This is a genomic window from Methylobacterium fujisawaense (assembly GCF_014138435.1).
In the GTDB taxonomy this organism is placed as follows: Bacteria; Pseudomonadota; Alphaproteobacteria; order Rhizobiales; family Beijerinckiaceae; genus Methylobacterium; species Methylobacterium fujisawaense.
This window is the reverse complement of record NZ_JACJIM010000001.1, coordinates 207,264-232,730: the sequence shown is the minus strand read 5'-3', so window position 1 is coordinate 232,730 and position 25,467 is coordinate 207,264. Positions and strand designations below refer to the sequence as shown.

Genomic DNA, 25,467 nt, shown 5'->3' with positions numbered 1-25,467 from the left:
CCGGCCGACTTGTCAGACAATTCACGGGGCGATAGCGTCCGATTCGGGACGAGGGCCGGGCCTCCCTGCTGACGAACCAGCGTTCACCATCACTGGGGGGTGGAGGATGGGGCGTTACGGATCGCCGCGCCGGGAACACCGGCCCTCGTCGCCACCGTCGGGCCTTCGGCCATGCGGGGGCGGTTGTTGGCCCTTGATGACCCTTGCCGGCGGGCGCCGAAACCGCGACGATTGCCGCGAGCGACATGGACCTTCCCGTGTGGACACCGAGCCCGCGCTATCCCGATCCGGCGGTCGAGATCCTCGACGACGCCTTCGCCCGTTACCGGGTGTTCAACACGGCGGTGGAGCGCCTCGCCACCGGCTTCCGCTGGTGCGAGGGCCCGGTCTGGTTCGGCGACGGTCGCTACCTGCTGTGGAGCGACATCCCCAACGACCGCATCCTGCGCTGGGATGAGGAGAGCGGCGCGGTCGGCCTCTACCGGAAGCCGTCCGGCTTCGCCAACGGCAACACCCGCGACCGTCAAGGGCGGCTCGTTACCTGCGAGCACGGGAACCGTCGGGTCACCCGGACCGAGCATGACGGCGCGATCACCGTGCTCGCGGACGCGTTCGAGGGCCGGCGGCTGAACTCGCCCAACGACGTCGTAACGGCCGCCGACGGTGCGGTCTGGTTCACCGATCCGCCCTTCGGCATCGCGGGGTTCTACGAGGGCGCCCGCGCCGGGGCCGAACTGCCGCAGAACGTCTATCGGCTCGACCCGGTTACCGGCGTGCTGGAGACGGTGGCCACCGACCTCGCCGGCCCCAACGGCCTGTGCTTCTCCCCCGATGGCCGCGTGCTCTACCTCGTGGAGTCGCGCGGGCGGCCGACCCGGCGGATCGTCGCCTACGACGTGGCCGGCGGCCGTGCCCTTTCGGGCCGGCGCGTGCTGATCGATGCCGGGCCGGGCACGCCGGACGGGCTGCGCTGCGACGTCGACGGAAATCTCTGGTGCGGCTGGGGCATGGGTGACGACGCCCTGGACGGCGTCATGGTGTTCAATCCCGACGGCCGGCCGATCGGGCGCATCCGCCTGCCGGAGCGCTGTGCCAACCTCTGTTTCGGCGGCCGGCACCGCAACCGCCTGTTCATGGCGGCGAGCCAGTCGCTCTATGCCCTCTACGTCGAGGTCCAGGGCTGCGCCGGCGGATGAGGCCACGCCGGGATACCGCGGCTCGCCCGCGCCGCCGGTCGCGTGCTTGACCGGAGCGCCGCGCCGACCCACTTCCCGTCCGCCGGGGCATAACGGGACACCAGCCGATGATCGAACTCCACTACTGGCCGACGCCGAACGGCCATAAGATCACGATGTTTCTCGAAGAGGCGGGGCTTGCCTACCGCATTCACCCGGTAAATATTGGTAAGGGCGAGCAGTTTAATCCGGATTTTCTCAAGATCGCGCCCAACAACCGGATGCCGGCGATCGTCGACGACGAGCCGGCCGGCGGCGGCGCGCCGGTCTCGCTGTTCGAATCGGGAGCAATCCTGCTCTACCTCGCCGAGAAGACCGGGCGCTTCATTCCGGGGGATCTGCGCGGCCGGGCAGAGGTGCTGCAATGGCTGTTCTGGCAGATGGGTGGCCTCGGCCCGATGCTCGGCCAGAACCACCACTTCTCGCAATATGCGCCGGAGAAGATCGACTACGCGATCAAGCGCTACGTTAACGAGACCAACCGGCTCTATGGCGTCCTCGACCGGCGCCTGGCCGATCGCGCCTTCGTCGCCGGCCCTGATTATTCCATCGCCGACATGGCCTGCTACCCCTGGATCGTGCCCTACGAGAAGCAGGGCCAGAACCTCGATGAGCATCCGAACCTGAAGCGCTGGTTCACGGCGATCGCCGAGCGGCCGGCCACGAAGGCGGCCTATGCCCGCGCCCCGGAGGTCAATCCCGACTACGGCAAGACCATGAGCGAGGACGCCAAGAAGGTGATGTTCGGCCAGACCGCTTCCAGCACGAAGCGCTGACCGGGACATGACCGAGGCCGCGCCTGCCCTGCCGCTGGAGGTGATCCACCGCGGCTGGAACACCTTCGGCATTGCCACGCTGACGCTGCCGGACGGGAGCACCGTCCGGCGGGCGCTGGAGGATCACGGCGAGGCGGCCTGCGTGCTGCCCTACGATCCCGTTCGGCGCGTGGCGCTGCTCGTGCGGCAGGCGCGGGTCGGCCCGGCTTTCTGGGGCGAGCCGGCCGATCTCGACGAGGCGCCCGCGGGCGGCCTCGACGGCGCCGCGCCGGAGGAGACCGCGATCCGCGAGGCGATGGAGGAGGCGGGCGTCCGCCTTCGGGATCTCGAGCCGGTGGTGCATGCCTACAGCATGCCGAGCATCTCTTCGGAGCGGCTCTGGCTCTACCTTGCGCCCTACGGCGCCTCCGACCGGGTCGGATCCGGCGGCGGCCTCCACGAAGAGGGCGAGCAGGTTCTCGCCCTCGAAGTGCCCCTCGCCACGCTGGGCGATCAGGCCCGTGCCGGTCGCCTGCCCGATCTCAAGACGCTGGTCCTGGTCCAGGCCCTGATGCTCCGAAGCCCCGACTTGTTCGCCGCATGACCTCGTCCGACACGTCCGAATCCGATGTCCTCGCGCAGATGCTGGCCTTCGCCGAGGAGGCCGCACCCCTGGCCTTGACCATGCGGGCGACGGGCCTGGACATGACCAACAAGGGCCCGGATCTCGGCCAGGCCCTGACCGAGGCCGACCTCGCCGTCAGCCAGCTGATGCACGCGCGGTTCGGCCCTGATTTGATCGAGGAGGAGACCGCCGAGGATCTGGGACAGGCGGCGGCCCGGGCGCTGCTCGCCCGGGATGCCTGGACCTTCGTGGGCGATCCGATCGACGGCACCCGACCCTTCGCGGGCGGCCTGTCGGGCTGGGGCGTGATGGTTGCGGCCTGCCGCACGGGCTGGCCCCGGAGCTGCGTGATGAGCCTGCCGGCCTGGAACGAAGACCGCTCAGCGCCGGCCCGGAGCATCCCGGCGGAGGCGACGGAGGGCATCCTGCTCGCGGCCAGTGAGGGCCGGGCCTTCTGGGCGCCGACCCGCGGCGGCCGCATGATTGCGGCGTTGCGCCCGCTCCACCGGCCGGAGCGCCGGACCGGCCATGTCGGCTGGCTGTCGGTCACGGCGCAGCGCTACACCCTGGATTACGGCTGCGGCTGGTTCCCCTGGAGCGAGGGCGGCGCGATCTCGGATGCCGCGCTCCTGGCCACGGGACGCCTCGACGCGACCCTGAGCAACAACCGCTTGTGGGACCTGGGCCCGATCCTGCCCCTGTTCGAGGCGCTGGGTTTCGGCCTGTATCACTGGCCCGACCTCGGGGATCCGCCGGCCGCCTTCGTCGACCTGTTCGACGCTGAGCTGTCCGCTCACGACGATCTCTGGCTGGTGTGTCGGGATCGCGATCAGGCGGCCGATCTGGCCGCGGCGATCCGCCGGGCCTAGGACATCATCCCGGAGGCGGGCGCCCGGATCGCGGGACGCCCTTCGCGGACGGGACTTCGGGCCCGGACCGCGAACGGATCCGGGACGGGCGGTCAGAGCGCCGCGATCAGCGTCCGGATCCGCGCCTGTGCGGCCTTCAGCTCGCTCTCGGCCCCGGCCCGGGCGGCGGCCAGCTTCGCCAGTTCGTCTTCCTGGGCGCCCATACGGGTGAGATAGCGCCGCGCCAGTTCGCTGTCCTTGGGGACGGCGCCGAGATTGCTGCGGATGCGCTCCTGCTCGGCCTGCACCTTCGCCGCGCGCTCGCCGATCTCCTCGACGGTGCGCGTCGCCGCGGCAACCTCCGCGCGGACCTGCGAAAGGGTCCTGAGCTTGCCGCCGAGGTCCGGTTCGGCGGCGAGGGAGGCCCAGCGGACCAGCAGCGCCTCATCGGCATCGACGAGATCGTAGGCATCGATCTGAACGCGTTCGAACACGGCCTGGGTCTCCGCCGACCCGCCGGCGGGAACCGCGACCTTGAGACGATAGGCCGTGGGGGTTTCGCTGTCGCGGGCGGAGGACGTGAAGGTCCAGCCATCGCGTCGGGGATGCTCGATGATGACGGCCCGGGCGGCGTCCGGCGCACCCTTGATCGTGTAGGTGGTGACCTCACGGGCAATCATCGTCGCGCGCGCCACGCCGTCGACCACCGTGATCTTGGTCAAGGCCTCGCTCGGCTTCGTCTCCGCCTGGACGGCGACCTTCCGGTCGACGGCGAAGCTGGCCAGCCGCTGCTCGCCGACGGGGGTCGCGGGCAGGCGCGCATCCCCGAGGTAGCCGGCCTTGCGGTCGTAGAGGGTGATGAGACCGGCGGGCAGCATCGCGGCGGTGCCGTTGCGGATCCTGAGGGCCGCGATCGGATGGATCCCCTGACCCGGTTTCCAGAGGGCGATCCGCTCGGCCTCGATCTCGGTATCGATGAACGGCACGGACAGCGTGCCGCCGGCGCGGAGATCGACCGGATGCGGCAGCGTGAAGTTGGCCGACACATCTCCCTCGCTGGCCCCGGCAGTCGCCGTCGCGGCCGCCGCCTCGTAGCCGGATTCCGCAGCGTCCAGGCGCGCGTCGAGGCGCGCCATCGGAGCCGGAAGGGGCACAGCGGCAGCGGGCGCCGCGGGGGCACGCAGACGGGACAGCGTCTTCGGAGCGACCGTGCCCTGGTCGAGATCGGGCATGCCGACATCGTCGACCATCACCGGCGCCTCCGGTCTCGTGCGCCAGTAGCGCCGGTGCAGGCGCTGGAGGAGCGCCACCGGCGATCCGGACGACAGGGTGACGTCGACGCCCTTCCAGTCCGCGCCGAGGGCATTCTCGAGGACCGCCCAGGCCTGCAGATTCGCCCGGCCTTCGCCGCCGTCGACGATGCGATAGCTCGTCTTCCAGACGGGCGCGGCGACGACGTAGGTCAACCGGACCTCGCGCCGGCCGCGTCCCGCGACATCGATCTCGACCCGGTGGGCATCGCCGACCTTGGCCTTGCCGGCCGCGTCGACGGCCGCGGCGATCCTGGCCGCCATGACCGGATCCTGGATCGTCACGGTCGCGCCGTCCTCGATCGGCACGGATTCGAGCGTGCCCGACCCGGTCAGCACGGTCAGGATCGCGACCTCGCCCGCCTCGGTTCCGGCATTGCGCTCGGATACGCCGAGCACCCGGCCTTCGAGCGTGCGCCCGGCGCTCTGGATCTTGACTGGAATGCCCTGCAGCTTCCCCACGAGGCGCGCCGGCGCGGACAGATCGTCCGCGGTGAACGGCATCGTCCGCAGCGTCTCGTCGACCTGATCCACCCCGTCCAGACGCAGGGCACCGACGGTGCCCAGCGGATCACGCACGACGAGGCTCTTGAGGATGTCGTCGATCTGCTCTGGCCTGACGTTGAGCCCGATCGTCGTATCGCCGTCGACCGCATGAACCAGGGTCACTTCGGCAAGGCCGCCGCTCGAAAGGGTTACGGCGCGGATGCCGTCGGGGGCTGCCATCAGGGGCGGCGCGGCTGCGATCATGGCCAACAGGGCTCCGGCTAAGATCAGATGCGATGGGATCAATTCGCCTGTCTCCCGTCAGGGGGCACTCCGCCGAGCACGATGCCACTCTGGCCGACCGTGCGCCGTCCGGCAAAGGCTGCGTGACGCCCGCGGCCGCAAACCGATCGCGGTCGGAGCTCGCCTGCTGTCCGGACCGGAGCACGCCCCCATGCGGCACGGATGCCGCTGAACGAATGCGCAGTGCCTCGTCGACATGCTGCGGCCCGCGGCTGCACGCTAGCGTATCCGGCTGTCTGTGCTCCCGCTCCAGAAGGCGATCGGATCGACGGCCTCGACGAACTCGTCCTTCTTCGATGCGGAGACCCGCATCTCGCAGCCTGCGGTGCCGCCGTCCGATGCGGCGTCATCACCGCACGGAACGGCACTCAAACGCAGGACGACGTCGGCCATAGCGCTGCCGTTGACGGCCCGCCGCGTGATGACATCGGGCTCGTGCGTTGCCGCCTCGGATCCGCAGGAGGCCTTGGCCCTGGCGAGGGCAGCCGCGACGGGCGGCGGGTGATGGTCCGCCGCAGCGACGCGGGGTTCGGCGAGAATCAGGGCGGCGTGGGCGCGACGCATGCCGCCAGGATCCCCAGGCCCGTCCGCGCTGTCCAGGCAACTAGCTCATCGTGACGCTGGCGGCCGATACGGCACGCGTCGTCACTCGGGATCGCGATCGCGTCGCGAGGGCCGGTGGAACGAAGCCGAGACGGAAAAGGCGGCGCACCCTGTGTGGGCGCGCCACCCGATCGTCTGTCTCAGGATCAGTTCAGCGTCGCGTTGACCGGCCGCCGCTCGGCTCCGACCGTGACGTCGCCGATCATCAGGCCCAGCGCGCCCAGGCGAACCGGCACTTTCTCGCCGTCATGGATCTTGCCCGAGAGCACCAGCTCGGCCAGCGGATCCTGGACATTCTTCTGGATCACCCGCTTGAGCGGCCGCGCCCCGTAGGCCGGATCGTAGCCCTTGTCGGCGAGCCAGGTCTTGGCCTCCTCGTCGACCTCCAGGGTGATCTTGCGCTCGTCCAGCAACTTCTGCAGCCGCCCGAGCTGGATCTCGACGATCGCCCCCATCTCCGACCGCGCAAGGCGGTGGAACAGGATGATCTCGTCGACCCGGTTCAGGAATTCCGGCCGGAAGTGGCCCCGCACCACGCCCATCACCTCGTCGCGGACCGCGTCGGTGTCCTCGCCCGCAGGCTGGTTCACCAGATACTCGGACCCGAGATTCGAGGTCATGATCAGCAGCGTGTTGCGGAAGTCGACCGTCCGCCCCTGGCCGTCGGTGAGCCGCCCGTCGTCGAGAACCTGCAGCAGGACGTTGAACACGTCCGGATGCGCCTTCTCGACCTCGTCGAACAGCACGACCTGATAGGGCCGGCGCCGCACGGCCTCGGTCAGCGCACCGCCCTCCTCGTAGCCGACATAACCGGGAGGCGCGCCGATCAGCCGGGCGACCGCGTGCTTCTCCATGTACTCGGACATGTCGATGCGCACGAGCGCCGTATCGTCGTCGAAGAGGAAGCCGGCGAGCGCCTTGGTCAGCTCGGTCTTGCCGACGCCCGTGGGGCCGAGGAACATGAACGAGCCGATCGGCCGGTTCGGATCCTGAAGCCCGGCGCGGGCGCGCCGGACCGCGGTCGAGACCGCCTCCACCGCCTCGCGCTGGCCGACGACGCGCTTGGCGAGCGCCTCCTCCATGGCCAGCAGCTTCTCGCGCTCGCCCTCCAGCATCTTGTCCACCGGCACGCCGGTCCAGCGGGAGACGACCCCGGCGATGTGGGCGGGGGTGACGGCCTCCTCCATCATCGCGTCGCGGCCGTTCTCCGACTTGGCATCGGCCTTGGCCTCGATCTCGGCGAGCTGCTTCTCCAGGCCCGGGATGACCCCGTAGGCGAGCTCGCCCGCGCGCTGATACTGACCCTGGCGCTGCGCCGCGGCGAGCTCGTTGCGGGCCTCGTCGAGCTTCTTTTTCAAGGCGGCCGCGGTGCCGAGCTTGTCCTTCTCGGCCTTCCAGCGGGCGGTGATCGCCGCCGAGCGCTCCTCCAGGTCGCCGAGTTCCTTCTCCAGCCGGACCAGCCGGTCGCGGGAGGCGGAATCGGTCTCCTTCTTGAGCGCCTCGGCCTCGATCTTCAGCCGGACGATCTCCCGGTCGATGTTGTCGAGCTCCTCGGGCTTCGAATCGACCTGCATGCGCAGGCGCGAGCCGGCCTCGTCCATGAGGTCGATGGCCTTGTCGGGCAGGAACCGGTCGGTGATGTAGCGGTTCGAGAGCGTCGCCGCCGCCACCAGGGCCGAATCCTGGATGCGCACGCCGTGGTGCTGCTCGTACTTCTCCTTCAGGCCGCGCAGGATCGAGACCGTGTCCTCCACGGTCGGCTCTGACACGAAGACCGGCTGGAATCGCCGGGCGAGCGCCGCGTCCTTCTCGACGTGCTTGCGGTACTCGTCGAGCGTGGTCGCGCCGACGCAGTGCAGCTCGCCGCGGGCGAGCGCCGGCTTCAGCAGGTTCGAGGCGTCCATCGCCCCGTCCGCCTTCCCGGCGCCGACCAGCGTGTGCATCTCGTCGATGAACAGGATGATGCTGCCCTCTGCCGCGGTGACCTCGGAGAGCACGCCCTTCAGCCGCTCCTCGAACTCGCCCCGATACTTCGCGCCCGCGATCAGCGCGCCCATGTCGAGGGCGAGCAGGCTCTTGTCCCGGAGACTCTCCGGCACGTCGCCGTCGACGATGCGCAGGGCCAGACCCTCGACGATGGCGGTCTTGCCGACGCCGGGCTCACCGATCAGCACCGGATTGTTCTTGGTGCGCCGGGACAGGACCTGGATGGTCCGCCGGATCTCCTCGTCGCGGCCGATCACCGGGTCGAGCTTGCCGTCCCGGGCGGCCTCGGTGAGGTCGCGGGCATACTTCTTCAGGGCGTCGTAGGCGTTCTCGGCTGAGGCGTTGTCGGCGGTGCGGCCCTTGCGCAGCGCGTTGATCGCCGCATTCAGCGAGGCGGGGGTCACACCCGCCGCCTGGAGCGCGCGGCCGGCCTCGGAATCCTTCTCCACCGCCAGGGCGAGGAGCAGCCGCTCCACCGTGACGTAGGAATCGCCCGCCTTCTCGGCGGCCTTCTCGGCGGTGTCGAACAGGCGCATCAGCTCGCGCGTCGCCTGCGGGGCGGCCGCGTTGCCGGAGACCTTCGGCTGCTTGGCGAGCCACTGCTCGGTCTGAGCCAGCGCCACCCGCGACTGCCCGCCCGCGCGGTCGATCAGGCCGGCGCAGAGGCCTTCCGGATCGTCGAGCAGCACCTTGAGCAGGTGACCCGGCTGAAGCTGGGGATGTCCCTCGCGCATCGCGAGGTTCTGAGCCGCCTGCACGAAGCCGCGGGCGCGCTCGGTGTACTTTTCGAAGTTCATGCACAACCCTCCCGTACCGGCATCCGCCGCCCGATGAGAGGCGCGGCGCCACCGAAACGTCGCCCTCCGGCTATCCGCCGCGCGAGGGCCCCGGCGCCATTGGCGGCCGCCGGTGATCCCGATGTGGTGTTGCAATTGGGCACCACAAGGGGCGATGAGGCTCTTGCGTGACGGATCATTTCAGGGCCACGCTTCGCGCATGACCGCATTGATTCATGTCAGCGCTCTCTACCGCTATCCGGTGAAGGGCTTGAGTCCCGAACCCGTCGAGCGGGCGGACCTCGAGACCAGCGGCTTCTTCCCGGGCGACCGGCTCTACGCCATCGAGAACGGGCCCTCGGGCTTCAACGCGGTGGCGCCCCGCCATCAGCCGAAGACGAAGTACCTGATGCTCATGCGTGACGAGGCGCTCGCCCGCCTGCGCACCCGCTACGAGGATGCTACGACGACTCTCACCGTCGAGGGCCATGGCGAGCCGCAGGCCTTCAACCTCGACACCGAGGCCGGGCGAGAGGGGCTTGCGGATCTGATGCGGCGGTTCATCCCCGGGAGCCTGCGGGGCGAACCGAAGGTGCTCGCCGCCCCGCCGCAATACCGGTTCACGGATTCCCCAACCGGCTACGTGTCGCTCATCAACCGTGCGAGCGTGGCGGCGGTGGAGGATTATCTCGGCGTGCCCGTGGACCCGCTGCGCTTCCGCGGCAACCTGCTCGTCGAGGGGCTCGACCCCTTCGCCGAACTGGAGATGGTCGGCCAGGTGGTCGAGGCGCCGAGCGGGCTGCGGCTCAAGATCACCAAACGGACGGTGCGGTGCGCGGCGACAAACGTCGAGCCGACCAGCGGCATCCGCGACTGCGACATCCCCTGGACGCTCGACGCCCGCCTCGGCCACCGCGACCTCGGCGTCTACGCGGAGGTGATCGCCGGCGGGGCGCTCGCGAAAGGCGACTCACTGCGGGTCGTGCGGTGACGGGACCGGAAGAGCGGTCCCATAAGCCCCCGTCATCCTGAGGGGCCGGAGCGCGGCGCAAGCCTCGGATTGGGGCTTCAGCCGGCCGCGCGATCCCTGGATTACGCCTTGGAGGCCCGCTTCGCGCTCACCTCAGGATGAGAGGAGGCGGGGAAGCGCCCGAGCCCGCCCTCAGAGCCGCGACACGTAGGCCGCCAGATCCTTGATGTCGGCCTCGCTCAGGCCCTGCGCCGCCTCGTTCATGGCGGGATCGTAGCCGGGCCGGGCGTTCGACTTGTAGCCGGCGAGCGCCTTGGCGAGGTAGTCCTCGCGCTGTGCCCGGATCCGCGGGATCGCGTCCCGACCCGCGAGATCCGGTCCATGGCAGGAATTGCACTGGTGCTTGGCGACCAGTGCCTGGGCCCGTGCTGTCAGAGCCGCATCGGCCGGCGGACCGGACCAGGCGGGCGGCGGCAGCGTCGCCACCGCGTCGGCGTAGCTGCGCAGGTCGTCGTCGGAGAATCCGGCAGCCACCTCGTTCATCGGCGGCGCCTCCCGCTGCTTCTCCCGGAACTGGAAGAGCTGCGTCACCACGTAGTCCGGAAGCTGCCCCCCGAGCGAGGGCACGCCCTCCGTCGCAGACATGCCCGCACCGTGGCAGCCGATACAGGGGGCGAGGCGCTCCTGCAGCGCCGCGTCCGGGGCGGCAAGCGCCGCACCCGCCGAGAGCAGCCCGCCGAGGGCAGGGGCCAGCCCGCAGATCGACCGGAGGTGGCGGCGCATCACCGGCCGTAGCTGACGCGGTAGATCGCGCCGTTGTAGTCGTCGGACACGAGCAGCGATCCGTCCTTGGCGACCAGCACGTCCACCGGGCGGCCGACATACTTGTTGTCCTGGAGGAAGCCGGTCAGGAACGGCTCCGTTGCTGCGGTCTTGCCGTCCGGTCCGGGCTTGGCCACGACCACGTCGCCACCGAGCTTGGCGGTGCGGTTCCACGAGCCGTGCCGGGCGACGAACATCGCGTCCCGGTAGGCCTCCGGGAACTGCGTGCCGGTGTAGAACCGCAGGCCGAGGGAAGCCGTGTGCGGGCCGAGGAGCGCCGCCGGCGCGGTGAATTCCGAGCAGGAATGACCCCAGCCGTATTCCGGATCCGTGAACGTGCCCTGGTGGCAGTACGGATAGCCGAAATGCTGCTTGCCCGGCTCCGTGAGCACGTTCAGCTCGTCGTTCGGGATGTCCTCCGAGACCCAGTCGCGGCCGTTATCGGTGAACCAGAGCTGCTTGGTCTTCGGGTTCCAGTCGAACCCGACGGTGTTGCGCACGCCGCGGGCGATCACCTCGGCGTTCTTGCCGTCGAGGTCCATGCGCCGGATCTGCGCGTGGGTGTCCGGCGGCATCACGATGTTGCCCGGGGCACCGACCGGCACGTAGAGCTTGTTGTCCGGGCCGATGGCGATGAACTTCCAGCCATGGGCCTCGTCCTTCGGCAGGTCGTCATAGACCAGGGTCGGCTTCGCCGCGCCGTCGAGGTGGTTCGCGATGTCGTCGTAGCGCCAGATCTTCGAGAGCTCGGCGACGTACAGCGCGCCGTCGTGGTAGGCGACGCCGTTCGGCCGATGCAGGCCCGACGCGATGGTCTTCACCTCGCGCTTGCCGTCCCCATCCGCCTTCGGAAGCACCGCGTAGACCTTCCCCACCGTCCGGGTGCCCACGTACAGCGTGCCGTCCGGCGCCTGGGTCATCTCACGGGCGTTGGCGAGGCCGCTGGCATAGACCTCGATCTTGAAGCCCTCCGGCACCTTCAGCTTGTCGAGCGGCAGCTTGGCGGCCGCGACCGCCAACGGCGGCCCCGCCACCGGCGCGAGCTTGGCTGCGGCGCCGCCCTCGGGGCGGCCGTAGAGCGCCGAACCGCGGTCGACCTGGACGCTGGGCGGCGGGGCCGCGGTGGCGGCCGTCTCCTGTGCCGCGGCGCGGCCGTGGTCCATCAGGCCGAAACTCAGGCCGGCGAGGGCCGCGGTGAGGCTGCGGATCAGAATCGGCTGGCGGATCGGCGTCATGGTGTCTCCCGGTGGGGACGGTCTCACGGACCGCCCGCTCGCTCTGCACTCTTTATTCAACGGTCGGCTGGAGAGCGCGACCGGGATTGGGGGCGCCGAGGCGACACTCCGCGGCCGCCGTAACGCGGCCCGGGATTACGCGCGCTGCCGTGTCCTCCGCGACCGACGTCGGCTGCCGTGTCGGCTCACCTTGCGTTTTGGGCAATGATCTCCGAAAACGCCCCCCGTCCGGGAAGCTTAGGCTTGGCCGGGGCTGCCGGCCGTCCGCCGGAGCCCGGCCGACGCGGCGTTCCGATCCGGTTCGAGGACACGTATCGATGATCGATTACGCGCAGGCGCGGCGGATGATGGTCGACTGCCAGTTGCGGACCTTCGACGTGAACGACAACACGGTGCTCGACGCGTTCGACACCGTGCCGCGTGAGGACTTCGTGCCGAAGGGCCGCGAGCCCTTCGCGTATATCGACCAGACCCTGAGCCTCGGTGAGGCCGGCGGCGAGACCCGCTGCATGCCGGCCCCGATGGTCGTGGCCCGGATGATCCAGGCCCTGCGGATCCGGCCGGGCGTCGCCGCCCTCGACGTCGCCACCGGCACCGGCTACGCGGCGGCGGTCATGGCGCAGCTCGGCGCGCAGGTCACGGCGCTGGAATCGGTGCCCGACCTCGCCGAGGCGGCGCGCACCCGGCTCGGCGCCTCCGCACAGGTTATCGAAGGCCCGATTGCCGCCGGCGCGCCCAAGCAGGGGCCCTTCGACGTCATCCTGATCAACGGCCGCGTCGAGGTCCGGCCGCAGGCGCTGCTGAACCAGCTCAAGGATGACGGCCGCCTGGTCTGCGTGTTCGGCCCGCACCGCAACGCCAAGGTCACGCTCTTCGTGCGTGCCGGCGACGCGTTCGGGGCCCGTCCGCTGTTCGACGCGTCGCTGCCCGGTCTCGAGGCCTTCGCGGCGGAAGCCGGCTTCGCATTCTGACACCGCGCGCCGGATCACCCCCGCTCCGTCCTTGCGGGCGGAACGGGTGGATCCGGGACGGCGCGCGCAGGCCGCGATCAGCCGAGCCTGTAATCCCCCAGCCGGGCCCGGCGGGCGCTCCGGCGATACGCCATGACCGAGTCGGGCCAGAGGGTGTTGTTGCGCCCACTCGCGTCGAGGTACCAGCTCCGGCAGCCCCCGGCCTGCCAGATGCTGTCGGCCATGCGGCTGTGGATCCGGTCGACGAACCGGGCCTGGGCCTCCGGCCGGACCTCGATGGTCTTCGTCCCGCGACGCAGGGCTTTGAGACAGTCGAGGACGTGCTGCACCTGGATCTCGATCATCGAGACGACCGAGTTGTGGCCGAGCCCGGTGTTGGGCCCGAGCAGCATAAAGTAGTTGGGAAACCCCGCGACCGTGATGCCCTGGTAGGCGCCCATGCCGTCGGCCCAGGCCTCGGTCAGAGTCCGGCCGCCGCGGCCGACGAGCTTCATCCGCGCGAAGGTCGCGGTCACGTCGAAGCCCGTGGCGTAGACGATCACGTCGAGGTCGTGGTGCCGTCCGGCCTCGGTGGTCACGCCGGTCTCGGTGAGCCGGGCGATGCCGTCCGTCTCCAGGGTGACGTTCGGGCGCTGGAGCGCGGGGTAATAGTCGTCGGAGATCAGCACCCGCTTGCAGCCGAGCCGGTAGCTCGGCGTCAGCTTCGCCCTCAGGGTCTTGTCGGGGACCGCCTTGGCGAGATGGCGCCGGGCCAGAGCCTCGGCCTGACCGGTGAGCTTCGAGACCTTGGTGAAGCCGAGGAGCGCACGCACCTCGTGCAGCCAGAAGAGCCGCGCCCGTTCGAGCCGCCGGCTGAACGGCACGCGCCGGTAGCGGCTCTTGGTGCCCTCCGCGATGGCGTGGTCGTTCTTCGGCATGATCCAGGGCGGCGTGCGCTGGAACAGAGTCAGGTGGGACGCGATGGCGGCGAGCTCCGGCACCACCTGGATCGCGCTGGCGCCCGTGCCGATCACCCCGACGCGCTTGCCCTTGAGCGCCACGGCATGGTCCCAGGCCGCCGTGTGGAAGGCAGGCCCGGCGAACGCCTCGCGACCCGGGATGTCGGGATAGGCGGGATGATGCAGGCCGCCCATCCCGGAGACGATCGCGCGCGCCATGATCGGCCCCCGGTCGGTCTCCACGTGCCACAGGGCGCGCGCCGCGTCCCACGTGGCCCCGGTGAAGGTCGTGCCCAGCTGGATCAGGGGCATCAGCCCGTTCCGCTCGGCGGTGTCCGTCAGGTAGGCCAGGATCTCCGGCTGCGGCGCATACATCCGGCTCCAGTCGGCCTTCGGGGCGAAGGACAGGGAGTAGAGGTGCGAGGGGATATCGCAGGCCGCCCCCGGATAGGTGTTGTCGTGCCACGTGCCGCCGATGCCGTCGGCCTTCTCGATCACCCGCAGCGGGCCGATGCCCGCCTGCCGGCACCGGATCGCCATCGCGAGCCCCGAGAAGCCCGCGCCGACGATCAGGACGGCCAGGGTCTCGGACGCGGTCTCGGACGCGGTCTCTGTCATGGCAGAGGGCTCCCGGAGGGGGCGTGGGGCGCGTGCGCCTTCAGGAAGGCCGCGGCCTCGTCGAGGGAGGCCCGCGCCTCCGGCAGCATGCCGGCGGCGAATTGCCAGGCGTGGGACACGACCGGGAAGAGCTTGAGTTCGGTCTCGACGCCGGCCGCGCGGGCCCGCTCGGCCATGCGGACGGAATCGTCGCGCAGGACCTCGCGCGCGCCGACATGGAACAGCAGCGGCGGGAAGCCGGTCGGGTCGCCGTAGATCGGCGAGATTCGCGGATCGGCCGGATCGGCGCCGCCCAGATACATCGGCCGGATCGCCGCGAGGGCCTGCGGGTCGAACATGGCATCGCGCCATGCATTGGAAACCCGTGACCCGTCCTCGGAGACGAAATCCGTGGCCGGGGAGAAGAGCGCCGCCGCCCAGGGCATCGGCAGACCCCTGGCGCGGGCTTCGCCCATCAGCACGAGGGCGAGGTTTCCGCCGGCCGATTCCCCCGCCACGCAGGCGGCGCCCTCGGCGCTGAACGCCGCCCAGACCGCCGTCACGTCGTCGACCGCCGCGGGGAACGGATGCTCGGGGGCGAGGCGGTAATCGGGGGCGAAGATCGTGAAGCCCCGGTTCGCGAGGGCGCCCGTGACGGGACGGTGCGTCCGGGGCGAGCAGGCGATGAAGCCGCCGCCATGGATGTAGAGCATCCGCCGGCCGGGACCCGCCTTCGGCCGGATCCACTCGCCTTTGACGCCGCCGACGATGCCCGGCTCGTAGGTCACGCCCTTGGGGTCGGGGAAGGCCGGCGCCTCGAAGATGCGGCGGAACGCGGCCACGTCCCGCGCCCGTGCCAGAGGCCCCCGGACCCGGCTTCGGACCATGTAGGCCCCGAGATACGCACGCAGGCTCGCCATCTCAGAGCGCCCCTCCGGACAGACGCACGATCGTCTTCCAGTAGCCCACAGGCATCAGCCGCTGGATCAGCGCGGCATTCTTGGCGTCCTTGCCGACGACGATCCGGGGCGCCCGGGCCTCGATGCCGCGGATGATCGCGGCGGCCGCGTCGGCGGGCGCCAGGGTCAGAAGCTTGCCGAACGCCTCTCGCGCCTTCTCGTCCTCCACGGACGCGCGCTTCGCCGCCTCCGGATCGGTCGGCGGTCGCCGGCCGCGGGCGTTGCGCGAGATGGCGGTGGCGACGCCGCCCGGATGGACCACCGTCACCCCGAGTCCGGTGCCGGCATATTCGTGCCGCAGGGCCTCCGAGAAGCCGCGCACCCCGAACTTGCTGGTGCTGTAGGCGACCTGACCCGGCGGCGCGATCAGCCCGAACAGGCTCGACAGGTTGACGATCTGCGCCGCCGGCCGGGCACGCAGCATCGGCAGGAAGGCGTGGCACATCCGCACGACGGCGCGCAGGTTGATGTCGAGCAGCCACTCGAAATCGTCGAGATGCGTCTCGTCGAACCGGCCGCCGAGGGCGACACCGGCATTGTTGATCAGAATGTCGAGATGCCCGGACCGTTCTGCGACCCAGTCCGGCAGCGCGCGGATCCCTTCGGCATCCGTGAGATCGAGGACGCGGGTCTCGACCGAGACGCCGCGGATCTTGCCGGCGGTGGCCGCCAGCCCGGTCGCGTCCCGGTCCACGAGGAGAAGATTGCAGCCCTTCGCGGCGAGGCCTTCGGCCAGGGCCGCACCGATGCCGCTCGCCGCGCCGGTGATCAGGGCCACCGCGCCCGCGAGTTGGAACCGCTGTGCCAAACCGCGCCTCCCCGTACCGTCGACCTGGATCGGTCTTCAGGGGGATAGGCCCGGCCGACCTGATTGTCTAGGGTGAACACCCTAGACGAGGATGGGATCATGCCGCGGGGCGAGGGCCGCAGGTTCGACTTCGATGTGGAGGCCAGCCCGGAGGCCGGTCCTGCCGTGCCGATCCCGGATACGCGCACGCGAATCCTCGCAGTCAGCCTCGCGCTGTTCAACGCCCGCGGGCTCGGCCGTGTCACGACGGCGGAGATCGCGGCCGCGGCGGGGATCCGCGAGGGCAATCTGCAGTATCACTTTCCGCGCAAGAGCGGTTTGATCGAAGCCGTGTTCGCCGCCTTCGAGGCGGAGGCCCTGGCGGTGGCCGGCCGCATGCCCGCCGACCCTGCCGCTCCGGAAGCGCTGCTCTGCTACCAGCGGGCGTGGTTCGACCTGATCTGGCGCTACCGCTGCATCTACCGCGACGGGATCGCCATGGTGGACATCGCCCCGGCACTGCGCCCGCGGATCCATGCCCTGCGGGCCGAGACCCAGGCGCTGGCCCGCGGTGTCTTCGAGGCGGCCGTGCGGGCGGGACGGCTGCGGATCGCACCGGAGGCCCTCGGGCGGCTCATCGACAATGCCTGGATCGTGTCCAGCCACTGGATGAACCATCGCCTCCAGGGGGGCACCACCCTGACGGAGGCCGATCTGGACTGGGGCTTCGCGCAGCTCCGCGACCTGTTCGCCCCCTATCTCGCACCGGACAGCCCGGATTGACGGCGTCTGGCCTGAACCTTCCATACGCTCCGGCCAAGCTCGGAGCCGAAGGACACGATGCTCGACCGCCTGATCCATGCCGGCCTCAGCCTTCTGGTGCTGCTCGCCGTCGCCATCCTGTTCTCGACCAATCGGCGGGCGATCCGTCTCCGCGTGGTGCTCGCCGGGCTGGCCCTGCAGGTGGGGCTCGGTGCTCTGGTCCTGTTTCTTCCCGCCGGGCAGGCCGCGCTGCGGGCTGTCGCCGACGCGGTCGTGACCGTGCTGTCCTACGGCGATCGCGGCACCGCCTTCCTGTTCGGCGGTCTCGTCGAGCCGAGGATGTTCGAGCTGTTCGGCGGCTCGGGCTTCATCCTGGCGCTGCGGGTCCTGCCGCAGATCCTCTATGTCTCCGCGCTCATCGGCGTGCTCTACCATCTCGGCGTGATGCAGGCGCTGGCTCGCCTGCTCGGCGCGGCGCTCCGGCGCATTCTGGGCACGTCCCCCATCGAGTCGTTCTCGGCGGTGATCACCATCGCCATCGGCCAGAGCGAGATTGCCGTCGCGCTGCGCCCGTTCCTCGCCCTGCTCACCGGGGCCGAGTTGTTCGCCGTCATGTCGAGCGGCGCCGCGTCCACGGCAGGATCGATCCTGGCGGGCTACGCGGCCCTCGGCGTGCCCATGACCTACCTGCTCGCCGCCTCGGTGATGGCGATCCCGGGGGGCCTCGTCTACGCCAAGATCCTGATGCCATCGACGGAGCCGACCCGGATCACCACCACCCGGGTCGAGTTCGGCGAGACGCGGGCGGCCAACATCATCGAGGCGGCGGCCGACGGGACCCAGAAGGGGCTCGCGGTGGCGGTCTCGGTAGGGGCCATGCTGATCGCCTTCGTCGGGCTGATCGCCCTGGCGGACGGCCTCTTCGGCATGCTGGGCGGATGGGTCGGGTATCCCGCCGCCTCGTTCGAGGGCGTGCTCGGCTGGGCCCTCGCCCCGCTGGCCTGGCTCCTCGGCGTGCCCTGGGAGCAGGCGACCCTGGTGGGCGGGGCGATCGGCCAGAAGCTCGCCTTCAACGAGTTCCTGGCCTACGCCAACCTGTCGCCGGTCCTGAAGGCCGGCACCCTCGACCCGCGCGCGCAGGCGATCGTCTGCTTCGCCCTGTGCGGCTTCGCCAACTTCGCCTCGATCGCGATCCAGCTCGCGAGCTTCTCCAGCCTCGTCCCGGAGCGCCGCGCCGAGGTCGCCCGGTACGGCCTGCGGGCGATCCTGGCGGGGACGCTGTCGAATCTCACGAGCGCGGCGATCGCGGGGCTGTTCGTGGCGTGAGGGATCAGGTGCCCGTCCGCGCCACGAGCAGCAGCGCGTTCGGGCGCGTCCGTTTCGGCACCGGCAGGCAGCGGTCGAGGACCGACCCGACGCCGTAGGCGAAGGCGAGCGCCAGCGCCCAGGACCACGTCCGCCGGAAGAAGCGGTCGCGGCAGCGGACGGGGCTGACCTTGGCCATCCAGTGAATCAGCGAATCGTGCCGGTCCATGCCGATGGCATGGACCGCCTCGGCGGTGCAGCCCAAGGTTCCGGCCAGTGCCTCGAGAGCGGCGGGCGTCCACCACGTCAGATGGTGGGGCGGCGCGTTGATGACGAAGTTCGGGATCGTGGTGTTGGGCGAGGGCCAGAGCGGCGTCCCGATCAGAATCAGGCCGCCCGGCTTGACGCAGGCCGCCAGCGCCCGGGCGAATCCCAGCGGGTCCGCCACATGCTCGATGACCTGGAAGGCGCAGGCCACGTCGTAGACCGGACCGAGGCGCGCCGCGTGCGCCTCCACGGTCTCGGCGAGGATCGTCCCGGTCGGGTCCTCGGCGGAAAAATTCGGGTCGAGGCCGGTATAGGTGGCCTCCGGCACATAGGCGCGGAAACCGCCGTGGCCGCAGCCCACGTCGAGCACCCGGGCACCCGACGGCACATGCGTGGCGGCCTGGCGGAACTCCAGGCGCTCCGTCTCCGGCCCGGCGAGCTTATCGTGCGCGGCGATCCGGCCGTAGAACGCCCGGTAGAAGGCCGCATCGCCTGCCACCGGCGGATCGAAGAAGATCAGCCCGGTCGGTGATTCCCAGAGCCGGAACGTCCCGGCGGGGCGCAGCAGCGGCCCGACATCGACGCGGCCGGAATAGTGCCAGAGCAGCGTCAGGAAGGCGGCGTCCAGGCGCTCGACGCAGCGCAGGGCGGGGGCACCGGTGATCGGGCAGGGTGGGATCGCTTGATCGGCCGAATACGCAGTGTCCGCCAAACCCGTCCTCGCTCGCTCTGCAGGCTCACATGGCCCGGTGGCGGTTCAGCGGCACAGTTTGGTGTGGCAGGTCAAGCCGAGGCGCAGCATGTCATGCGCGCACAAAAGAAAAGCGCCGCTTCGGATGAAGCGGCGCCCCAGAACGTGATGTCGACGTCTCAGTTGAACGTGTCGATCTCAGCCGACTCGTAGCTGGTGACTTCCATGCCGACGCAGATCTCAGACACGACGGGGGCGGACCAAGCCATGATTTCCTCCAAGTGAATTGATGCGATGGATGAAGAAGCCGCAAAGGCCGGAGCGTCGGGCGCTCCGAACCGTGAGCGACTTAGTTGAACGTATCGATCTCAGCCGACTCGTAGCTGGTGACTTCCATGCCGACGCAGATCTCGGACACGATCGGGGCGGACCAGGCCATGGCGTTTCTCCTCGCTGTTGGTGAGATCCATATAGGCAATATCTTGGACGCAATACAAGTGAGCACAACACTTATATTTCTCATAGGCTGGGTTGCTGGCCGGCGGGGCCCACCCTTCCGTGGCCGCGCGGCCACCCGACGGAGCGTCGTTCGGCATCGGCTGCGGATGGGCGCTGTTTCGGCTTGACGGGCCTCTTGCTCGGGCGCACGACGCACCCGCGCGACGGCGTCTTCGACGGTGCCGCGTTCCCTTTCCAGCAGCGACCAGCGAAGCGACGTGCCCGACCGATCGTGCCTGCCGTGCCCGGCCCCGTGTCGTCATCCCGCCTGAGCCGCTGAGAGGCCTGGCCGCGGGGCGATCGACGCGGCGGCCGGCCACGGCCCTGATCTAGGATGACCGGCGACGCGTCGCCTCGTAACCCACGAGGCGAGGCCATGAACGAGATCGCGCCCTTCGACACGCGAGTCGATCCCTCCGTCTTGGCCGCACGTCTTTCGGACGAACGGGCGCCCGACATCGTCGAAGCGCTGAACGACGAGGCTCCGGAGGTTGCCGCCGCCATCCTGCTCGGTCTGCCGACCGAGCGGGCGATCGAGGTGCTGGACCAGCCGGAACTCGACTGCGCCGCCGACATCATCGAGATGCTGCCCCGGGACCGGGTGGCCGGCTACCTGTCGGGCATGTCGGCCGACCGGGTCACGGACGTGTTCCGCGAGATCGAGGAGCCCGGCCGCTCCGACCTGCGCGCGCGCCTCGACGCCGAGACACGCGGCGCCGTGGACCGGCTCTCGGCCTACGGCGAGGAGACCGTGGGCTCTCTGATGACCACGGAGTTCGTCACCGTGCCGGGCACCTGGACGGTGGGCCAGACCCTGGAGCACATCCGCCACGTGGAGAAGACCCGCGAGACGATCTACGCGATCTTCGTGCTCGACCCGCGCACCCGCGCGTTGACCAAGGCGGTGCCCCTGCGGCGGCTGATCTCGGGCGATCCGAGCGACAATGTCCTCAGCGTCGCGCCGGGACGCCGGCCCCTCGCCGTCTCGCCGACGGCCAGCCGCGAGGAGGCGGCCCGACTGATCTCGAAATACGATCTTCTCGCGCTGCCGGTGGTCGACGCGGTCGGGCACGTGATCGGCATCGTCACGGTCGACGACATGATCGACGCGATGATCGAGAAGCAGACGCAGGACGTGCAGCGCTTCGGCGGCATGGAGGCGCTGCCCGAGCCCTACATGGACATCGGCTTCTTCACGATGATCCGGAAGCGCGCCGGCTGGCTGTGCGCGCTGTTCCTGTCGGAGATGCTCACCGCCTCGGCCATGCAGGGCTTCGAGGGGGAACTGGAGAAGGCGATCGTCCTGACGCTGTTCATCCCGCTGATCATGAGTTCGGGGGGCAATTCCGGATCTCAGGCGACCTCGCTGCTGATCCGGGCGCTGGCCCTGCACCAGATCCGGCTGCGGGACTGGTGGCGGGTGGCCCTGCGGGAGCTGCCCACCGGGATCGTGCTCGGGGCGATCCTCGGGGTGATCGCGGTCATCCGCATCGTCGCGTGGCAGAAGTTCGGCCTCTACGATTACGGCGAGCACTGGCCGCTGGTGGCCGCAACGGTGGGCGCGGCGCTCGTCGGGATCGTGACCTTCGGATCGCTCGCCGGCTCGATGCTGCCCTTCCTGCTGCAGCGGATCGGCTTCGATCCGGCCACCGCCTCGGCGCCGTTCGTGGCGACGCTGGTCGATGTCACCGGGCTCGTCATCTATTTCTCAGTGGCCCTGCTGATCCTGCGCGGGACGCTGCTATAGGGGGCGTCCGGTCCGGCAAGCCTCGGCAACACCCGATCCCTCCCCCCGACCCTCTCCCGGACGGGAGAGGGGGCCTGTTGCGGCGCCCTCGAAACGCCGGGGCGAACCAGCGGGCGGCGGCGCCGGTCAACCGGCCGCAGCCGCGGCGAGTCGCTTGCGCTGGACCTTGCCATTGGGCGTGCGCGGCAGGGCGTCGAGGAAGCGGATTTCCCGCGGCCGCTTGTAGGCGGCGAGCCGCTCGGCGCACCAGGCCAGCAGGCCCTCCGCGTCGGGCTCGGCGTCCGGCTGGAGCACCACGAAACCGCAGATGACCGAGACGTCTGCCCGCACAGGCAGTTCGGCCACGCCGACCTCCGCCACGGACGGGTGGTCGGACAGCACCGCCTCGACCTCGTTGGGCGAGACCCGGTAGCCCATCGCCTTCATCAGGTCGTTGTTGCGGCCTTCGAACCAGAGGTAGCCGTCCGCATCGAACCGGGCGAGATCGCCGCCGACGAACCAGTCGCCCCGCATCACCTCGGCCTCTTCCTCGGGGCGGTTCCAGTAGCCGAGCATCAGCGCCGGCTCGGTCCGATGGACGGCGAGGAGCCCGCTCTCGCCGGCCGGCAGCGGGACCGGCTCGCCCTCGACGGGCAGGATCGCCACCCGCCGACCGGGCTGCGGCTTGCCCGGCGAGCCGGGACGCACGGGAATCGTCGGGCCGCTGGAGATGTAGGTCGAGATCTCGCTCATCCCGAGCGCCTCGTAGAGGGGCTTGCCGGTGGCCTGCCGCCAGGCATCGAGCAACTCCACCGAGAGGGGCTCGCCCGCCGTGCAGCCGTGGCGCAGGCTCGACAGGTCCTGGGCGCCGAGGTCGCCGTATTTGAGGATCTGGCGGTAGAGCGTCGGGACGGCGGCGAACAGGGTCGCGCCGTACCGGGCGATCAGGCGCGGCCAGACGGCGGGGTCGCGTGGACCGTTGTAGAGCACCGCCGTCGCGCCCACCGACCAGGGATCGCTCAAGCCGACGCCCAGCGTGTAGGTCCAGTTCATGGTGCCGGCATGCAGCATCACGTCGGATTCGGCGAGGCCGAGCCAGTGGTCGCGCATCGGCCGGCGGCCGTAGGTGGCGCGGTGGGCGTGGAGCACGCCCTTTGGCCGGCTCGTCGTGCCGGAGGTGTAGATCAGCATCGCCGGGTCGTCCGCGGCGGTGTCGGCGTAGGCCGGCAGGGGCGGCCCCGCCTTCATCCGCGCGATGGCGGCGGCGTCGAGCAGGAGGCGTCCGCCCAGGGCCTCGGGCGCAACCGTGCAGCCGCCTCCGATCACCACCGCGGCGGCAACGGAATTCTCCATGAGGAACGCCGCCTCGCCCGCGGTGAGCTGCGGCGAGGAGGGCAGGGCGACGAGGCCCGCCGCCAGGGCCCCGAAATAGACGAGGACGTAGTCGGCCTCGTTGCCCATGCGGATCATCACCCGGTCGCCGGGTTCCAGGCCGAGATCCAGCAGGCCCGCCGCGATGCCGCGCACCGCCCGCTCGACGTCGCCGAAACTCAGCCGCTCCGCGGTGCCGTCCCCGACCATCACGAGCGCCGTCTTGTCGGGGCGCAGGCGCGCATTCTCGGCCAGGCAGTACCGCGCGGCGTTGAACCGCGCGGGCGGATGACGGTCGTTGGCAAGGCTGTCGGGCACCGGGCGCTCCCCGTATTCGGGCTTTCGGCCGGGTGTCCCGCCTGCGCGGGCGGCCGTCAACCGCGGCCGCCCAGGCCTTTGCCTCCGGTCAGGTCCGCCGCTGCGCCTGGCCCTCCTGCTCTTCGAAGCCCTTGAGCATCTTGTCGAGGGTGAGCGGATAGTCCCGCACGCGGATCCCGGTGGCGTTGTAGATCGCGTTGGCGAGCGAGGCGCCGGCACCGCAGATGCCGAGCTCGCCGAGCCCCTTGCTCTTCAGCGGGTTCGCCTTGTCGTCGAGTTCGGGCAGGAACACCGCGTCGATCGCCGGGAGGTCGGCGTGGACCGGCACATGGTACTCGGCCATGTCGTGGTTGACGAAGTAGCTGTAGCGCGGATCGACCACCGCATCTTCCATCAGAGCCGCCCCGACCCCGAAGGTCATGCCGCCGATCGCCTGACTGCGCGCCGTCTTGGCGTTGAGGATGCGCCCCCCGGTGAAGACGCCGAGCATCCGCCGCAACCGGATCTCACCGGTATCGACATCGACCCCGACCTCGGCGAAGTGCGCACCGTAGGAGTATTGCGAGAACTTCTGCTTCATCTCGCCGGGCTTGATCTCACCGGCGGCCTCCATGCCCGACCGGGCGAGATCGGTCAGCGACTCCGTCCGGTTGCCCGAGGTCACCGCGCCGTCGCGGAACACCGCCCCGTCCGGGTTAAGGTCGCCGGCCTTGAGCAGGGCCTGCCGGAGGTTGTCGCAGGCGACGTAGAGGGCAGAGCCCGCCGACGCAGCGCCGAACGAGCCGCCGGAACCCGAGGCGAAGGGAAAGTCGGTGTCGCCCATCTCGACGCGGACCCGCTCGGGCGGCAGGCCCAGCATCTCGCCGGCGATCTGGGTGAGGATCGTATAGGTGCCGGTCCCGGGATCGGTCATGGCCATGCGCACCACCAGCACGCCGTCCGGCCCGAGACGGACCTTGGCGGCGGAGGGCATCAGCGGGTTGAGGCGGGCGGCGGCCGACATGCCCATACCCACGAGCCAGTTGCCGTCGCGGCGGCTGCCCGCCGCCTGCCGCTTGTCCCAGCCGAACAGGCGCGCCCCCTCGCGCATGCAGGGCACGAGCTGGCGGGTGGAGAACGGGACTTTCTTCTCGGGATCCTCGGCCGGCTCGTTGCGCACCCGCAGCTCGATCGGATCGACCTTCAGATGCTCGGCCAGCTCATCCATGGCGCACTCGAAGGCGAGCTGGCCCACGGCCTCGCCAGGGGCGCGCATCGACGAGGCGATGGGCATGTTGAGGTTCACGAGCCGATGGCGCGTGATCCGGTTCTGTGCCGCGTAGAGCGACCGGGTGACATTGGCCGACGTCTCGAAGAACCCGTCGCCCTCGGCCGTGTCGGACCAGGATTCATGGCTGATCGCCGAGAGCCGCCCGTCCTGATCGGCACCGAGCCTGATCCGCTGGATCGTGTCGGTCCGGTGGGTCCCGACGTGGAACTCCTGCTGCCGCGTGAGCGCGACCTTCACGGGGCGCTGGATCAGCTTCGAGGCCAACACGGCGAGCGTCGCCTCCGGCTGAGCCTGGAGCTTCGAGCCGAAGCCGCCGCCGATATAGGGGCTCACGATCCGCACCTTTTCGGGCGGCAGCTTGAGCACCGAGCCGAGCGCCTTCTGACCGCGGTTCAGCATCTGGTTGGCGGTGTAGAGCACAACGCCGTCGCCCTCCCACGACGCGATCGTGGCGTGCGGCTCCATCTGCGCGTGGATCTGGTTGGGCGTGACGTATTCCACGTCGAGCTTCACCGGCGCGGCCGCGAAGGCGGCGTCGAAGTCGCCGAGCTTCGAATCCGGCGGCGAATTGACGGGCTTCGGCTCGTAGGCCGCCGCCAGGTTGTCCTTAAGCAGCCCCTTGGGCTTGGCCGCGTCGTAGCGGACCTTCACCAGCATCGCGGCGGCGCGGGCCTGCTCGAAGGTCTCGGCAACCACGAAGGCGACGGGTTGCCCATAGAACGTGACCTTCGTCCCCTGGAGTTGCGGCCAGACCTGCTCCTTCTTCTCGCCCTGCTCGGGGACGTTCTCGTGGGTCATGACCAGGATCGTGCCGGGCGCCCGGCGGGCGGTCTCGGCGTCGATCGACGTGATGGTTCCGGCCGCGATCGTCGCCGGCACGATGAAGCCGTAGGCGGGGTTCTTCAGCGCCCGGGTCTCGTACGCGTAGGGGGCGTGGCCCGTGACCTTGAGCTTGCCTTCGACGCGGTCGAGCGGCTTCCCGACGAGCCCGTCGGCGCGGTCGTCGAGGGGCGTCCGGCCGATCGGCTGGTTCATCTCCATGGGGACGGTCCT

Annotated in this window: 22 protein-coding genes; 9 read left to right on the top strand and 13 right to left on the bottom strand. The window is 70.3% G+C overall.

Features of this window, described 5'->3' with window-relative positions:
* Positions 1 to 245: 245 nt before the first annotated feature.
* From GGQ91_RS01050 to GGQ91_RS01035, 4 genes are all read left to right on the top strand, one after another.
* Positions 246 to 1,196, top strand: a complete 951-nt coding sequence (locus GGQ91_RS01050) for an SMP-30/gluconolactonase/LRE family protein (protein WP_182591187.1) — start codon at positions 246 to 248, stop codon at positions 1,194 to 1,196.
* 107 nt (positions 1,197 to 1,303) lie between these two features.
* Complete coding sequence (locus GGQ91_RS01045; protein WP_179697733.1) at positions 1,304 to 2,011, top strand: glutathione binding-like protein; 708 nt, start codon at positions 1,304 to 1,306, stop codon at positions 2,009 to 2,011.
* 7 nt (positions 2,012 to 2,018) lie between these two features.
* A complete protein-coding gene (locus GGQ91_RS01040) occupies positions 2,019 to 2,594 on the top strand; it encodes an NUDIX domain-containing protein (protein ID WP_182591186.1) in 576 nt (191 codons plus the stop codon).
* Positions 2,591 to 3,484: an inositol monophosphatase family protein gene (locus GGQ91_RS01035; RefSeq protein ID WP_179697734.1), complete on the top strand. Its 894-nt coding sequence runs from the start codon at positions 2,591 to 2,593 to the stop codon at positions 3,482 to 3,484. Before GGQ91_RS01040 ends, GGQ91_RS01035 begins: the two co-directional genes overlap by 4 nt.
* A gap of 92 nt (positions 3,485 to 3,576) precedes the next feature.
* Here the strand turns inward: GGQ91_RS01035 and GGQ91_RS01030 are convergent, their stop codons facing one another.
* From GGQ91_RS01030 to clpB, 3 genes are all read right to left on the bottom strand, one after another.
* Entirely contained in the window at positions 3,577 to 5,523 is a 1,947-nt protein-coding gene (locus GGQ91_RS01030) for a DUF4139 domain-containing protein (RefSeq protein WP_246410528.1), read from the bottom strand.
* 258 nt (positions 5,524 to 5,781) lie between these two features.
* A complete protein-coding gene (locus tag GGQ91_RS01025) occupies positions 5,782 to 6,126 on the bottom strand; it encodes a hypothetical protein (RefSeq protein ID WP_075381364.1) in 345 nt (114 codons plus the stop codon).
* Positions 6,127 to 6,311: 185 nt separating this feature from the next.
* A complete protein-coding gene (gene clpB / locus GGQ91_RS01020; protein ID WP_182591184.1) occupies positions 6,312 to 8,948 on the bottom strand; it encodes an ATP-dependent chaperone ClpB in 2,637 nt (878 codons plus the stop codon).
* 199 nt (positions 8,949 to 9,147) lie between these two features.
* Here clpB and GGQ91_RS01015 point away from each other — a divergent pair, with 199 nt between their 5' ends.
* Positions 9,148 to 9,918 carry an MOSC domain-containing protein gene (locus GGQ91_RS01015; protein WP_182591183.1) on the top strand — a complete coding sequence of 257 codons (771 nt, stop codon included), beginning with the start codon at positions 9,148 to 9,150 and terminating at the stop codon, positions 9,916 to 9,918.
* Positions 9,919 to 10,089: 171 nt separating this feature from the next.
* Here GGQ91_RS01015 and GGQ91_RS01010 read toward each other — a convergent pair whose 3' ends face one another.
* Positions 10,090 to 10,680, bottom strand: coding sequence for a c-type cytochrome (locus GGQ91_RS01010; protein WP_111473206.1), 591 nt, complete (start codon positions 10,678 to 10,680; stop codon positions 10,090 to 10,092).
* The gene (locus GGQ91_RS01005) at positions 10,680 to 11,954 is read right to left on the bottom strand and encodes a PQQ-dependent sugar dehydrogenase (protein ID WP_179697737.1); all 1,275 of its coding nucleotides are present in this window, start codon (positions 11,952 to 11,954) and stop codon (positions 10,680 to 10,682) included. The genes GGQ91_RS01010 and GGQ91_RS01005 overlap by 1 nt, the downstream gene beginning before the upstream one ends.
* A gap of 317 nt (positions 11,955 to 12,271) precedes the next feature.
* Here GGQ91_RS01005 and GGQ91_RS01000 point away from each other — a divergent pair, with 317 nt between their 5' ends.
* Positions 12,272 to 12,925 carry a protein-L-isoaspartate O-methyltransferase family protein gene (locus GGQ91_RS01000; RefSeq protein ID WP_043349657.1) on the top strand — a complete coding sequence of 218 codons (654 nt, stop codon included), beginning with the start codon at positions 12,272 to 12,274 and terminating at the stop codon, positions 12,923 to 12,925.
* A gap of 77 nt (positions 12,926 to 13,002) precedes the next feature.
* On the opposite strand, the gene GGQ91_RS00995 is transcribed toward GGQ91_RS01000, so the two are convergent.
* From GGQ91_RS00995 to GGQ91_RS00985, 3 genes are read right to left on the bottom strand one after another with little or no spacing between them, the layout of a single operon-like run.
* Entirely contained in the window at positions 13,003 to 14,481 is a 1,479-nt protein-coding gene (locus GGQ91_RS00995; protein ID WP_182591182.1) for a flavin-containing monooxygenase, read from the bottom strand.
* A complete protein-coding gene (locus GGQ91_RS00990; protein ID WP_043387506.1) occupies positions 14,478 to 15,380 on the bottom strand; it encodes an alpha/beta hydrolase in 903 nt (300 codons plus the stop codon). The genes GGQ91_RS00995 and GGQ91_RS00990 overlap by 4 nt, the downstream gene beginning before the upstream one ends.
* 1 nt (position 15,381) lies before the next feature.
* Positions 15,382 to 16,227 (bottom strand): SDR family NAD(P)-dependent oxidoreductase, encoded by an 846-nt coding sequence (locus GGQ91_RS00985; RefSeq protein ID WP_053611149.1) that lies wholly within the window; start codon positions 16,225 to 16,227, stop codon positions 15,382 to 15,384.
* 99 nt (positions 16,228 to 16,326) lie between these two features.
* Between GGQ91_RS00985 and GGQ91_RS00980 the strand changes: the two genes are divergently transcribed.
* Positions 16,327 to 16,989 carry a TetR/AcrR family transcriptional regulator gene (locus GGQ91_RS00980; RefSeq protein WP_182591181.1) on the top strand — a complete coding sequence of 221 codons (663 nt, stop codon included), beginning with the start codon at positions 16,327 to 16,329 and terminating at the stop codon, positions 16,987 to 16,989.
* Positions 16,990 to 17,046: 57 nt separating this feature from the next.
* Positions 17,047 to 18,294, top strand: coding sequence for a NupC/NupG family nucleoside CNT transporter (locus GGQ91_RS00975; protein ID WP_182591180.1), 1,248 nt, complete (start codon positions 17,047 to 17,049; stop codon positions 18,292 to 18,294).
* 4 nt (positions 18,295 to 18,298) lie between these two features.
* Here the strand turns inward: GGQ91_RS00975 and GGQ91_RS00970 are convergent, their stop codons facing one another.
* From GGQ91_RS00970 to pqqA (GGQ91_RS00960), 3 genes are all read right to left on the bottom strand, one after another.
* Positions 18,299 to 19,252 carry a class I SAM-dependent methyltransferase gene (locus tag GGQ91_RS00970; RefSeq protein WP_182591179.1) on the bottom strand — a complete coding sequence of 318 codons (954 nt, stop codon included), beginning with the start codon at positions 19,250 to 19,252 and terminating at the stop codon, positions 18,299 to 18,301.
* A gap of 158 nt (positions 19,253 to 19,410) precedes the next feature.
* Positions 19,411 to 19,500, bottom strand: coding sequence for a pyrroloquinoline quinone precursor peptide PqqA (pqqA, locus tag GGQ91_RS00965; RefSeq protein WP_007559225.1), 90 nt, complete (start codon positions 19,498 to 19,500; stop codon positions 19,411 to 19,413).
* Positions 19,501 to 19,580: 80 nt separating this feature from the next.
* Positions 19,581 to 19,670: a pyrroloquinoline quinone precursor peptide PqqA gene (gene pqqA / locus GGQ91_RS00960; protein ID WP_007559223.1), complete on the bottom strand. Its 90-nt coding sequence runs from the start codon at positions 19,668 to 19,670 to the stop codon at positions 19,581 to 19,583.
* 435 nt (positions 19,671 to 20,105) lie between these two features.
* Between pqqA (GGQ91_RS00960) and mgtE the strand changes: the two genes are divergently transcribed.
* Complete coding sequence (mgtE, locus tag GGQ91_RS00955) at positions 20,106 to 21,476, top strand: magnesium transporter (protein WP_043387512.1); 1,371 nt, start codon at positions 20,106 to 20,108, stop codon at positions 21,474 to 21,476.
* Between the two features lie 126 nt (positions 21,477 to 21,602).
* On the opposite strand, the gene GGQ91_RS00950 is transcribed toward mgtE, so the two are convergent.
* Positions 21,603 to 23,144: an AMP-binding protein gene (locus GGQ91_RS00950; RefSeq protein WP_182591178.1), complete on the bottom strand. Its 1,542-nt coding sequence runs from the start codon at positions 23,142 to 23,144 to the stop codon at positions 21,603 to 21,605.
* A gap of 88 nt (positions 23,145 to 23,232) precedes the next feature.
* Positions 23,233 to 25,455 (bottom strand): xanthine dehydrogenase family protein molybdopterin-binding subunit, encoded by a 2,223-nt coding sequence (locus GGQ91_RS00945; protein ID WP_182591177.1) that lies wholly within the window; start codon positions 25,453 to 25,455, stop codon positions 23,233 to 23,235.
* Between the last annotated feature and the right edge of the window lie 12 nt (positions 25,456 to 25,467).

Excerpts from the sequence above, each read along its gene's own strand:
- GGQ91_RS01025 (WP_075381364.1), bottom strand. The coding sequence starts at position 6,126 with ATGCGTCGCGCCCACGCCGCCCTGATTCTCGCCGAACCCCGCGTCGCT.
- pqqA (WP_007559223.1), bottom strand. The coding sequence starts at position 19,670 with ATGGCCTGGTCCGCCCCGATCGTGTCCGAGATCTGCGTCGGCATGGAA.
- GGQ91_RS01050 (WP_182591187.1), top strand. The coding sequence starts at position 246 with ATGGACCTTCCCGTGTGGACACCGAGCCCGCGCTATCCCGATCCGGCG.
- pqqA (WP_007559225.1), bottom strand. The coding sequence starts at position 19,500 with ATGGCTTGGTCCGCCCCCGTCGTGTCTGAGATCTGCGTCGGCATGGAA.
- GGQ91_RS00975 (WP_182591180.1), top strand. The coding sequence starts at position 17,047 with ATGCTCGACCGCCTGATCCATGCCGGCCTCAGCCTTCTGGTGCTGCTC.
- GGQ91_RS00980 (WP_182591181.1), top strand. The coding sequence starts at position 16,327 with ATGCCGCGGGGCGAGGGCCGCAGGTTCGACTTCGATGTGGAGGCCAGC.
- GGQ91_RS01000 (WP_043349657.1), top strand. The coding sequence starts at position 12,272 with ATGATCGATTACGCGCAGGCGCGGCGGATGATGGTCGACTGCCAGTTG.
- GGQ91_RS01035 (WP_179697734.1), top strand. The coding sequence starts at position 2,591 with ATGACCTCGTCCGACACGTCCGAATCCGATGTCCTCGCGCAGATGCTG.
- GGQ91_RS01015 (WP_182591183.1), top strand. The coding sequence starts at position 9,148 with ATGACCGCATTGATTCATGTCAGCGCTCTCTACCGCTATCCGGTGAAG.
- GGQ91_RS01030 (WP_246410528.1), bottom strand. The coding sequence starts at position 5,523 with ATGATCGCAGCCGCGCCGCCCCTGATGGCAGCCCCCGACGGCATCCGC.
- GGQ91_RS01045 (WP_179697733.1), top strand. The coding sequence starts at position 1,304 with ATGATCGAACTCCACTACTGGCCGACGCCGAACGGCCATAAGATCACG.
- GGQ91_RS00990 (WP_043387506.1), bottom strand. The coding sequence starts at position 15,380 with ATGGCGAGCCTGCGTGCGTATCTCGGGGCCTACATGGTCCGAAGCCGG.
- mgtE (WP_043387512.1), top strand. The coding sequence starts at position 20,106 with ATGAACGAGATCGCGCCCTTCGACACGCGAGTCGATCCCTCCGTCTTG.
- GGQ91_RS00995 (WP_182591182.1), bottom strand. The coding sequence starts at position 14,481 with ATGACAGAGACCGCGTCCGAGACCGCGTCCGAGACCCTGGCCGTCCTG.
- clpB (WP_182591184.1), bottom strand. The coding sequence starts at position 8,948 with ATGAACTTCGAAAAGTACACCGAGCGCGCCCGCGGCTTCGTGCAGGCG.
- GGQ91_RS01010 (WP_111473206.1), bottom strand. The coding sequence starts at position 10,680 with ATGCGCCGCCACCTCCGGTCGATCTGCGGGCTGGCCCCTGCCCTCGGC.
- GGQ91_RS01005 (WP_179697737.1), bottom strand. The coding sequence starts at position 11,954 with ATGACGCCGATCCGCCAGCCGATTCTGATCCGCAGCCTCACCGCGGCC.
- GGQ91_RS00945 (WP_182591177.1), bottom strand. The coding sequence starts at position 25,455 with ATGGAGATGAACCAGCCGATCGGCCGGACGCCCCTCGACGACCGCGCC.
- GGQ91_RS01040 (WP_182591186.1), top strand. The coding sequence starts at position 2,019 with ATGACCGAGGCCGCGCCTGCCCTGCCGCTGGAGGTGATCCACCGCGGC.